Annotated in this window: 8 protein-coding genes; 1 reads left to right on the forward strand and 7 read right to left on the reverse strand. The window is 38.1% G+C overall.

What is annotated here, in order from left to right; translation table 11 throughout:
• Positions 1–891 precede the first annotated feature (891 nt).
• The 7 genes from ccoS to ettA form a co-directional block, all read right to left on the reverse strand.
• A complete protein-coding gene (gene ccoS, locus G7B20_RS03040; protein WP_164108567.1) occupies positions 892–1065 on the reverse strand; it encodes a cbb3-type cytochrome oxidase assembly protein CcoS in 174 nt (57 codons plus the stop codon).
• A gap of 10 nt (positions 1066–1075) precedes the next feature.
• Positions 1076–3469 carry a heavy metal translocating P-type ATPase gene (locus tag G7B20_RS03045; protein ID WP_164108568.1) on the reverse strand — a complete coding sequence of 798 codons (2394 nt, stop codon included), beginning with the start codon at positions 3467–3469 and terminating at the stop codon, positions 1076–1078.
• Between the two features lie 11 nt (positions 3470–3480).
• Positions 3481–4845: an oxygen-independent coproporphyrinogen III oxidase gene (gene hemN / locus G7B20_RS03050; RefSeq protein ID WP_164108569.1), complete on the reverse strand. Its 1365-nt coding sequence runs from the start codon at positions 4843–4845 to the stop codon at positions 3481–3483.
• Positions 4842–5273, reverse strand: coding sequence for a lactate dehydrogenase (locus G7B20_RS03055; RefSeq protein WP_164108570.1), 432 nt, complete (start codon positions 5271–5273; stop codon positions 4842–4844). The genes hemN and G7B20_RS03055 overlap by 4 nt, the downstream gene beginning before the upstream one ends.
• 139 nt (positions 5274–5412) lie before the next feature.
• Positions 5413–6474, reverse strand: coding sequence for a response regulator (locus tag G7B20_RS03060; protein WP_164108571.1), 1062 nt, complete (start codon positions 6472–6474; stop codon positions 5413–5415).
• Positions 6475–6490: 16 nt separating this feature from the next.
• Entirely contained in the window at positions 6491–7681 is a 1191-nt protein-coding gene (locus G7B20_RS03065; protein WP_164108572.1) for a PAS domain-containing sensor histidine kinase, read from the reverse strand.
• A complete protein-coding gene (gene ettA, locus G7B20_RS03070; RefSeq protein WP_164108573.1) occupies positions 7682–9364 on the reverse strand; it encodes an energy-dependent translational throttle protein EttA in 1683 nt (560 codons plus the stop codon).
• 254 nt (positions 9365–9618) lie between these two features.
• Between ettA and G7B20_RS03075 the strand changes: the two genes are divergently transcribed.
• Complete coding sequence (locus G7B20_RS03075) at positions 9619–12162, forward strand: ATP-dependent Clp protease ATP-binding subunit (protein ID WP_164108574.1); 2544 nt, start codon at positions 9619–9621, stop codon at positions 12160–12162.

The following is a 12162-nucleotide window of genomic DNA, read 5'->3' on the forward strand; positions in this document are numbered from 1 at the left end:
GCTAGCGTTCATCCTGAGCCAGGATCAAACTCTCCATTGTAAAATGAAGTGTAAGACCAAGACTATTTATGAAAATAGAATTGTCTTTATTATAATTTCTGATTCTAGGACCAAATGGCTGATTTTTTAACTTTCGTCGTTTCTCAACACTACTCGTTACGTTACATGATCATTTTTTAAAGAACTTTTTTCGCATCCGCTTCGCGCTTCTGCTTTTATGATGCCGGAACAAAATCCGTTATCCTGCTTTTTCTGTTGCCCTTCGTTTCCGTTGGGACTGCAAAGGTAGGAATCTTTTTCAAACCTCCAAAATAAATGTGAAAATTTATTTCAGCACCTTTTCTTGTATTCCCGCGTTTAAATAACTTTAAACCCCTCTTTTTTCATGGTCCCGTCCTAAGATCCGACCGTTCCTCCCTTGCGGAGTGGTGCAAAGATAGGATAATTAAACCCATAGTTCCAAAGGATATCCCCATCTATTTTTGAAATAAAACCCTAAAACGCTGGAAATGCGGAGAATAAAATTGAAATGGGATAACCGTAGCTAGGAAAATGGGGCTTTACAAAGTATCGTGTTATATCACTATAGCTATAAAAAGCCCATCTGTATAGAAGTGGTAAGCTAAAAAAAACACGATGGACCACCTTCTCTTTCAGGCCATATTATTACCAAAGGGCAGAGCAATTCTAGGCTTTCCCTCCGATTCCCCTATTTTAACGGAGACACAATAGAGGGAAAACAGAGATTTACCTCTATGAACCCTCTACAAACCCTCTATTATTCCCCTAGAAAATCTCTATAAAATTAGAATATGTATCGGATCTGCTAATAGTTTAGTACAAACAAAAAAGCAATTGATTTAAATATGGAAAAAATAAAATGCGGGCAGTCTATTTTTTATCTTTTGATCCGTCATCCGATTTCACCTCGTCATCAAAAAGAATTCGCACCGAGGGCGTATACGTATCATCATTTTGCCCCGTTTTATTCGCCCAAAAGAATGCGCCTAAAAAAATCAAAGCGATAAAAACACTACAGCCAATTAAGAAAAAAATTATAGACATAATACCAAAGTTAAATAAGATTTCTCTTCTTACCATACCACCTTGTCATTAAACTGGTAAAGGAAATAATTGTCACTGTACTTATGGGCATTAAGATCGCCGCGAATAAAGGAGACATTGTCCCTTGAACAGCAAAACTCAATCCTATGATATTATAAAGTATAGAAATAACAAAACTCATTTTAATAACTTTAACCGTATCTTTACTAAAAGCGAAGAAACTAGGAAGCTTTTCGAACGAGACGCCGTCTAGAATAGCATCACAGCCCGGTGAAAAATTATTGATATCATCAGACACCGCAATCCCAAGGTCTGCTTTACGTAAGGCACCTGCATCGTTTAACCCATCACCAACCATACATACTTGTTGCCCATCCTTCTGCCAATTACTTATTTTCAAAAGCTTATCATTTGGACTCTGGTTAAAAAACAGAGTAGCATTTGACGGAAAGATCAACCGCAAAGCTTCCGCCCTACGCTCATTATCACCAGATATCAAATGTAATCCATAACTATCTTTTAATTTGCCAATTACCTCCGTAAGCCCTTTCCTCCACGATTGTCCCAGTGTAAAAAAACCCTTCACTACACTATTTATCTTTATATATACGACAGAACCTTCGGCATCAGAATGTCTCACACCGGTAAACGATGCACTGCCTACCATTATTTGGCAATCAGAATACCACGCTGATTGCCCTTTACCAGCAAACTCTTCATACCCATTTATTGGCAGAACAGCACACAGACCTAACCATTTGATTATTTCTCTGCTTAAAGGATGATTTGAATTTCGACACAATGTATATACCAAATCTCTTTCCATTTTAGATAGGGCTCCTTCGAAATACATAGTAGAAGCTTTGGGAGAAGATATTGTACCAGTTTTATCAAACACAACCGTATCAATAGCAGCCATCTGTTCAATAGCAGATGTATTTTTGATATACATTTTATTTTTATCAAATATACTCAACGCTGCGCTCAACGTAAAAGGAGAACTTAAAGCCAACGCACATGGACAAGCAATTATAAGTACAGCCGTAAATGCTGCCCATGCCCTATCTGTAGCTTCTCCTACCAACCAAAATGCAGCTGCAAACATCGCTATTGAAATCAATCCTATGGTGAAATACTTGCTGATTACTCCAACAAAAGTTTCAAATTTTCTTTCATAGGATTTAAAACTCTCATTATTCCACAACTTTGTAAGATAGCTTTGGGAAACAGCTTTTACCACCTCCAACTCAATCACGCCGCCCGTCTGGCGACCTCCAGCGTACACGACTTCGCCGAGGATCTTTTCCACTGCATCACTTTCTCCCGTCACGAAACTAAAATCAACAAATGCATCACCTTTAAGCAGAATAGCATCTGCAGGAATAATTTCATTGTTTCGTACTAGAATTCGTTCTCCAACTTTAAGATTCCCTATTGGAGTAGGTTTTTCCTTACCTTCTGTCAACACGGTGACAGCCACAGGAAAATAGGACCTATAATCCCTTTCGAAGGAAATATGATAATAGGTTCTTTCCTGCACCCATTTACCAATTAAAATAAAAAAGACCAAGCTACATAGGGTATCTATAAAACCAGCCCCAGTTTGGGTTAAAATTTCGAACGCGGATCGAAAAAAAAGAACAAAGATACCGAGCGCTAAAGGTACATCAAGATTCAATCTTTTCTGCTTTAAACTATACCAAGCTGATTTAAAATAATCGGAAGCACTGTACAACAAAACAGGTAAACCAAATGCTAAATTCATATAACCAAAGAAATTAGCATATTCCCTTTCAAAATCTGCCATCCCGAAATACTCTGGAAAACTAATCATCATAGAGTTTCCAAAGCAAAAACCTGCAACAGTAATCTTTCCGATCAAACCATTTTGATTAACCTTATTCCCTTCCTTTACAACATCCTGTAAGGTAATCTTTGGATCGTACCCGATATTGTGAAGAAGCTGAACAACTTCCTTCAGTGAAATCTCTTGTTTATTAAATGTAATACTGGCCTGCTTTTTCATAAAATCTACCTTCGCGGATTTTATGGCAGTATTCAGCTTAAACAAATTTTCAAGTAACCAAATACAAGAACTACAATGAATAGCCGGCACATAAAATGTAATAATCGTGATGTGATCGTCCTGATAATCGACTAATCTTGAGACAATATTAGGCTCGTCTAAATAATTTAGATCTTCCTTATGTCCATTTTGAGATTTACCAGGATGCGTATTGTATTTATAATAACTCTGAAGGTCGTTTTCTTTTAAAATTTGATATACGGTCTGACAGCCTAAACAACAGAACTGATGCTCATTCAAAATATAGGAGGTCTGTTCCACTAAATCACCACAATGATAGCATTTGGTTTTAGTGATCAAACTACTTTGCTCTGCCATAAAAAATATTTTTAAATTGCTTGACTAAACAAATTATCTCTTTCTTTTGTTTTTTGCAACCTTTCATCAAAAGCCATACAAACATTTCTTAGAAAAGACTTACCCAAATCAGTGATTCTTATTTCCGAATCCTCCGCCAGCACCAATCCATCATTAATCAAAGGAACTAATCTTTTTTTGATTTTATCATCTATTTCTATATTTCCATTTAGAATCACTTTTCCTTTACACATCATATCTAAAATATATGTGCGAATGATCAAATCCTCTTCATTAAGAAGATGTCCTTTAAACACCGGCAATTCGTTTGCATTAATTTTAGCATGATATTCTTCTACAGTCTTCACATTCTGCGCGAATGCGCTCCACGAATCACTAATCGAAGAAACACCTAAACCAATCATCAGGGGAGTATATCTATCCGCATATCCCATAAAATTACGATGTAAAGTTCCGCTTTGGGAGGCCAAAAATAAAGCGTCATCTTTTTTTGCAAAATGATCCATACCGACATCCTCGTATCCGGCAGCTTGAATCATCTCTTTACCTTTTTTATATAACTCAAGCTTATCTTCTCCATCTGGTAGATCATGCTCGGTAAACTTTCTTTGCCCCGGCTTTATCCAAGGTACATGCGCGTAGCTGTAAAAGGAAATCCTCTCTGGCAGCATTTCCAACGAAATTTCAATAGTTTTCAAGACAGACGCTAAGGTCTGTAAAGGCAATCCGTAGATTAAGTCAAAATTAATTGATTCGTAACCAATAGCTCTCGCTACGCGCATCACTTGCTGCACATCCTCAACAGTCTGATGTCGATTTATTATTGCTTGAACCTTCTCGTCAAAATCCTGAATACCAAGGCTAAGCCTCCTAAAGCCTAAATTATATAATGTATGTAGATGCTCATCCGTCGTATTTGCGGGGTGAGCTTCAAATGAAAATGATGCATTTTCACTTTTCTCATTTCCATGCAGAATCCCTTCAATCAACCTCTTCAGATTATTAGGGGTAAAGAAAGTTGGTGTCCCCCCACCTAAATGTATCTCACTAATTGTCAACACCTCAGAACCCAACACCTTTCTATACATCTTCCATTCGCTCAATAACGAAGTAATATAAGGATCCTCTACGTTATGATTCTTAGTAATACGTGTATTACAACCACAATACGTACAAAGGCTTTCGCAATAAGGCAAATGAATATAAATACTTATGCCTTGATCTTTTGATTCTTCATAACGACTTTTTACATGAAACCGCCAGTCCGACTCATTGAAGTCTTCATTCTGCCAAAACGGTACCGTCGGGTAACTCGTATACCGAGGAGCCGCAACATTGTATTTAGAGATCAACACGTTTTTGCTTTCTACACTCATAATCGATTATTAATATCATTTTTGCTGTCACAATTAAATGAACAATAGCAGGCATCGCCTAAGCATGTTTTTTTATCCCAATTATTGAGATTGACGATCGTCTGCATTGCAATATTTTCAGGGGATTTATCCTCAGAAGGTGTATTAGCCACGTGTAACTTGAGTACAGAAGCATAAGGAATATCAATATGGTCTAAGGTTGTAGACCGGGTTATTATTTTCTTGACTCCTATTTTCCATAACGCATCAAGCAAAGATCTATCCAGTAAATCCCGCTCAGAAACAATGACTACTTCTTTACCTTCCGCATAATGAATCGTATTTAAGTTAAGTCCATTTGAAATCAGGGTAAGATCATGCACTTTAGCGTTCGCCTTCGCAAGTAGTTCCTTCTCGAATTCTATTATATTATATGCAACAACTCTCATTGATTCATTCATGGTATAACACTCCAAATCTAGCAGTAGTTCTGCACTTTACGAATGCAACTCATCAAGCAAATAAATGATTTTTGTCACTTATTGTACAAAAAAGAAAAGCGGCCATTTTTTCTAATGGCCGCTGTTACTATTTTATTTTCTTCAATCTATTAATAGACAATATTCGAATCGCTGTTCGCTCTTTAATTATTATCCCTTCGTCTTTGAGCTCTGCGAGAATACGACTCACTGTTTCATTTGCTGTTCCGGCAAAGGCGGCAAGATCTTCTCTGGAAATACGTACCAGTACTTCGTCATCACTCTCATTAGCCCTACTTTTCAATGCTATTTGAGTCAAAGCATTGGCGACCCGCTTTCTAACACTATCATAAGCAAATCCCAACATTTGCTCTTCTTTCTCTTTAATATCACCCGATAGCATTTTTATGAATTTATTTGCAATACCAGGTTTGCTGTACAGCAATTCAAAGAAACTGTCCTTAGTAATCAAAGCAACCTCGGAATCTTCCAAAGAAGCCGTACTTTCGGTATAATTCTCATTCATCAGAATGGATTCATAACCAAAAAAATGACCATCGCCATGGATACCTGTCGATAACTCTCTACCATCCTGATAGTTGAGAAAACTACGAACCTTACCTTTCACGACATAATACATAAAGACAGGAGAATCATCTGTTTCATAAATGAGCTGTTTCTTCTTGAACATTTTGACCCGCGATTCAGCGACAAGATGTTCTAATAAATAATTCTGTTCATCTTCCTCTAGATCTAAGAACCGATTATTACTCGCGGCGATATTTAGCAAACTTTCCTTTTTCTTTAGCCTGCTTTCTATTGCATTCAATAATTCAATATCATCAAAAGGCTTGACTATATAGTCGTCTGCCCCCATCTCCATCGCCTTGCGCATATCTACACGCTCCGACTTTGCTGTAATAAAGATGAAAGGTATATGCATAGTACTCTCCTGTTTACTTAACATATAAAGAACACCATACCCATCCAGTTCAGGCATCATTATATCACAAAGAATAAGATCAGGATGATGTTTATTCGCTAGTTCGACACCGATCATACCATTCTCCGCAGTGACAATATCATACTCACCCGTGAGTTCCAAAATTTCTGCACTTCCTTCTCTAATCTCTAAATTGTCCTCGATGATTAAAATGGTTCTTTTCTTCATTTATTTTGCTTTAAGCTTAGCGTTTAAATACCATACGAAAAAGTGCCCCCTGATTTATGGCTGACCAATACTCAAGTTCTCCATCCATAAGGCTAATGTATCGTCTTACAATATTAAGTCCTAATCCTGTCCCAGGGATATTACCTGTATTATGCGCTCTAAAGAAAGGTTCGAATAGATTCTTTTGATCTTCAACAGGGATCCCTATTCCATTATCTTTGACCACTATTGTACACATATCTTCTGTAATCTCTGTAGAAAACTCTATAAAAGTATCTTCCCCAGAATATTTTATCGCATTGGATATCAGATTAATAATACTGTTTTTAAGTAAATGGGCGTCCAAAAAAAACTCAGCCTGTGCCCCTGTATGCTGATACACAATATGCTGATTCTTTTTACAGATTAATTGCATTTCACCAGAAATCTCTTCACCTAGATGTACTAGATTTATCTCTTGTTTATTAACAACAACAACACCTGCCTCTAGTTTCTCCAAGGATAAAAAATCATTAAGGATATTATTAAGTAACTGTACTGATCCTTTGATTCGATTAGTGTGCTTTATGACAGCATCAAAGTCTGGTCTTTCAATATACTTGTCAATCAAAGATGCCGAAAGCTGTACCGAACTCAAGGGAGTTCTAAACTCGTGTGATGCCATTGAAACAAAACGAGACTTAAGCTGATTTAATTCCTTTTCCTTTTCCAAAGAATTACTGACATCTGCTTTAGCTTTCTCTAATTCAGACACCAAAGATATCAGATCCTTGGTTCGATGCCTAACGACTTCCTCCAGTTCTAATGTATGCTTCAAAAGTTCATCTTCAGCTTTCTTCTCCTTGGTTAAGTCATGAATAAATCCGGTAAAAATACTTTTGTCTTTGTAAAAGACTTCACTCACAGCGAGACGAAACGGAAAAGTGGTACCATCCTTCTTCTTTCCTCTTACTTCTCGACCTATTCCAATTATTTTCTTTCTTCCTGTTTCTTTGTAATTGGAAATATAACTATCATGGCTACTCCGATCCGGCTCAGGCATCAACATAGATATATTATTGCCAATCACCTCCTCTGCATCATATCCAAATAAAGTTAAAGCGGCTGGATTTATCGTCTCGACAATACCTTTATTATCGATAGTTATAATTCCATCTATTGCCGTCTCTATTATTGCTTCTAATAACCGTGCGGATTCTAGACTCATCTATTTAACCAGTTTTTTGTAACGGATACGTTTGGGACCTACATCCCCTAATCTCTTTTTTCTATTCTCTTCATATTCCGAATAATTCCCTTCATAGAAATAGACTTGTGAATCTCCTTCAAAGGCTAAAATATGGGTACAAATTCGATCTAAGAACCATCTATCGTGCGAGATAACAACAGCACAGCCGCCAAAGTTTTCCAGCCCCTCTTCTAATGCACGTAGTGTATTTACATCAATATCATTTGTGGGCTCATCTAATAATAGAACATTCGACGCCTTTTTCAATGTAATAGCGAGGTGAACCCGATTACGTTCCCCTCCAGACAGTACCCCAACTTTCTTCTGCTGATCCGCACCGTTAAAATTAAATTTTGAAACGTAGGCTCTGGAATTTGTAGAACGATTGCCCAACATAATATTATCATTACCTTCTGTAATGTTTTCCCAAACTGACTTTTCAGGGTCTAAGTCGTTATGCAGCTGATCGACATAGCCCAAAACCACAGTCTCACCGACTTTGAAAGTTCCTGTATCCGGAGTTTCCTGTCCAGTTATTAAACGAAACAACGTTGTCTTTCCAGCTCCATTTGGACCGATGATCCCGACAATACCTGCCGGAGGCAGTGAAAAACTAAGATTTTCAAATAAAATTCGATCTCCATACGCTTTGGATATATTATCTGCCTCTATCACGACATTTCCAAGACGGGGACCAGGAGGAATAAACAACTCTAGCTTCTCTTCTCTTTCCTTAGTCTCCTCAGAAGCTAGTTTTTCATAGTTATGCAGACGCGCTTTGGATTTAGCATGTCTGGCTTTCGGAGCCATACGTACCCACTCTAACTCTCGCTCTAGCGTTTTTTGACGTTTTGATTCTGTCTTTTCCTCTTGTGCTAACCGCTTAGACTTCTGATCCAACCATGAAGAATAATTTCCTTTCCATGGAATACCTTCGCCTCGGTCAAGTTCTAATATCCACCCTGCTACATTATCCAAGAAATATCGATCGTGTGTTACAGCGATGACCGTCCCTTTATAATGTTGCAAATGTTGTTCTAACCAATCAATAGATTCTGCATCCAAATGGTTAGTCGGCTCATCGAGCAATAACACGTCGGGTTCTTGTAATAGTAACCGACAAAGAGCGACTCTACGGCGCTCTCCTCCTGACAAATTGGCAATTTTAGATTCTGGCTCCGGACAGCGAAGCGCGTCCATCGCGCGCTCTAGTTTAGAATCCAATTCCCAAGCATTAGTGGCATCTATTTTGTCCTGTAGTTCGCCCTGTCTAGCTAACAATTTATCCATTTCATCTGGATTCTCATATACTTCAGGCAAACCAAAACGATCATTAATCTCTTCATATTCTTTCAGAATCGCTGTAATCTCTGCTACACCTTCTTCTACAATCTCTTTCACCGTCTTCTCCAAGTCCAATTCTGGTTCCTGTGCTAAATAACCAACCGAATATCCTGGAGAAAAGACCACCTCTCCTTGGAAGGATTTATCCAGTCCTGCAATAATTTTCAAAAGAGATGATTTACCTGATCCATTGAGACCTATAACACCGATTTTGGCACCATAGAAAAATGATAGATATATATTTTTTAGAACCTGCTTTTGGGGTGGGTAAATTTTATTTACACCAGCCATTGAAAAAATTATTTTTTCGTCTGACATATCTTTTTAGACCTAAACTTTTATATTTTTATTTTTATGCATCAAAGATACCAAATTCGCAACGAATTGTGAAACACTGTAGCTATACTATACATCAAAACGTTATATATCAACGAACGTATCCTGCCATTTTGGCTTCATCTCTCTGTGGCTTGATTGTTGATAATTTATAGAAAATAATAGGTCGGGATTTACATTTATTTCATACATTTATAAAAGTCCTAACTTAGTTTAAAAGAAAGAAAGGTAATTACATGGAAGCAAAATTCTCACCAAGAGTCAAAGATGTGATATCTTATAGCCGAGAAGAAGCATTACGTCTTCGTCATGACTATATAGGCACAGAACATCTATTACTTGGACTTATTCGAGAAGGTGATGGGGTGGCGATAAAAATCCTTAGAAATCTATTAGTAGATACGGCTTCGATCCGTCAGTCTATTGAGGATGCTGTAAAAGGTTCATCGGTATCCAGAGCACCGGTAGGATCAGTCCCGCTAACGAAACAAGCGGAAAAGGTATTGAAGATTACATATCTTGAAGCTAAAATTTTCAAAAGTGACATTATAGGCACCGAACATTTACTGTTGGCTATACTGCGGGACGAAGACAACATCGCCTCACAAATCTTACAACAATTCAATGTGACATACGATTTATTCAAGAATGAAGTAGAACAGAATAAAGCTACGATTACAGATGAAGCTCCTGGGTCGTCTACACCTGATGATGACTATGCAGAAGAAGAAAACTTTTCGGCACCGAAAAAAGTCTCCGATATCAAATCCAAGACTCCAGTTCTTGACAATTTTGGTAGGGATCTAACTCGTGCGGCTGAAGAGGGCAAACTAGATCCTATTGTGGGTCGTGAAAAGGAAATCGAACGTGTATCTCAGATCCTATCTCGTCGTAAGAAAAACAATCCAATTCTTATCGGTGAACCAGGGGTTGGTAAATCAGCAATAGCAGAAGGTCTTGCTCTACGTATTGTACAACGCAAAGTTTCACGTGTATTATTTAATAAACGTGTGGTCACACTAGATCTTGCTTCGCTTGTTGCTGGCACCAAATACAGAGGACAATTTGAAGAGCGTATGAAAGCAGTCATGAATGAGCTTGAAAAATCTCCTGATGTGATCCTATTCATCGATGAGATCCACACAATTGTAGGAGCAGGTGGAGCGTCAGGCTCGCTAGATGCTTCAAACATGTTTAAGCCAGCACTAGCTCGTGGTGAAATCCAATGTATCGGAGCGACAACACTGGATGAATACCGTCAATTTATAGAAAAAGATGGGGCTCTCGATAGGCGATTCCAAAAGGTGATGATCGAGCCAGCTTCTCATGATGAGACTATTGAAATCCTCAACAGAATAAAAGACAAATATGAAGAACATCATAACGTCAATTATACGCCAGAAGCATTAGAAGCTTGTGTCACGTTAACAACTCGATATATTACAGATCGTTTTTTACCGGACAAAGCCATTGATGCTCTTGATGAAGCGGGATCTCGTGTACATCTTACCAATATCCATGTTCCCCAATCTATCATTGATATTGAAGAGAAAATCGAAGAGATTAAAGTCGAAAAGAACAAAGTTGTCCGCTCTCAAAAGTATGAGGAAGCAGCAAAGCTTCGGGATACAGAAAAGAAACTGTTAGAAGAACTGGACAAGGAGAAGGCGGCATGGGAGGCTGAAACCAAAAGTAAACGTTATACGGTTACAGAAGACAATGTAGCCGAAGTAGTTTCTATGATGACAGGTATCCCTGTGCAACGGGTAAGTCAAACTGATAGTCAAAAATTACTGAACATGGGTGAGTCCATGAAAGGACGAATTATAGGTCAGGATGATGCTGTTCATAAATTGGTCAAAGCAATACAACGAACACGCGCAGGATTGAAAGACCCTAAAAAGCCTATCGGTTCCTTCATCTTTTTGGGGCCTACCGGTGTCGGTAAAACAGAACTTGCTAAAGAATTAGCTCGGTTTATGTTTGATTCTGAAGATTCTTTGATTCAGGTCGACATGAGTGAATACATGGAGAAATTTGCCGTATCTAGGTTAGTTGGGGCGCCTCCAGGATATGTAGGTTATGAAGAAGGAGGGCAACTTACAGAGAAAGTCCGCCGTAAACCGTATTCCGTTGTATTATTAGACGAAATAGAAAAGGCCCATCCCGATGTCTTCAATCTTCTTCTCCAAGTACTTGATGAAGGACAGCTGACGGATAGTCTAGGTCGGAAAGTTGACTTCAGAAATACGATTATTATCATGACTTCTAATATTGGAGTCCGTCAATTAAAAGAGTTTGGTCAAGGGGTTGGGTTTACAACTGCTGCAAAGGAGAATCAAGCAGATTCGCATTCTAGAGGTGTCATAGAAACAGCCTTAAAACGCGCATTTGCTCCTGAGTTTTTAAACCGTATCGATGATGTGATTGTTTTCAATTCACTAACGAAAGAAAATATTTTCAAGATTATCGATATTGAATTGAGATCCCTCTTTGGGCGTATAGAGGCACTAGGGCATTCCATTAACCTAACGAACAAAGCTAAAGAGTTTATTGCCGAAAAGGGCTATGATACTAACTTTGGTGCGCGTCCATTGAAACGAGCAATACAAAAGTATCTTGAAGATCCAATTGCTGAAGAAATCCTCAAAGGAGAACTTAAAGCTAATGCTGTGATTATGGTAGATCTCGATGAAGAGAAAAAAGAAATCGTAGTTAAAGGAGGTAATTCTGGGGACAGTTCTGTCTCATCAGATGTAAGCGAAGAAAACGAAAAATAA

It is taken from the genome of Sphingobacterium sp. xlx-96, from assembly GCF_011007365.1.
Classification (GTDB): domain Bacteria; phylum Bacteroidota; class Bacteroidia; order Sphingobacteriales; family Sphingobacteriaceae; genus Sphingobacterium; species Sphingobacterium luzhongxinii.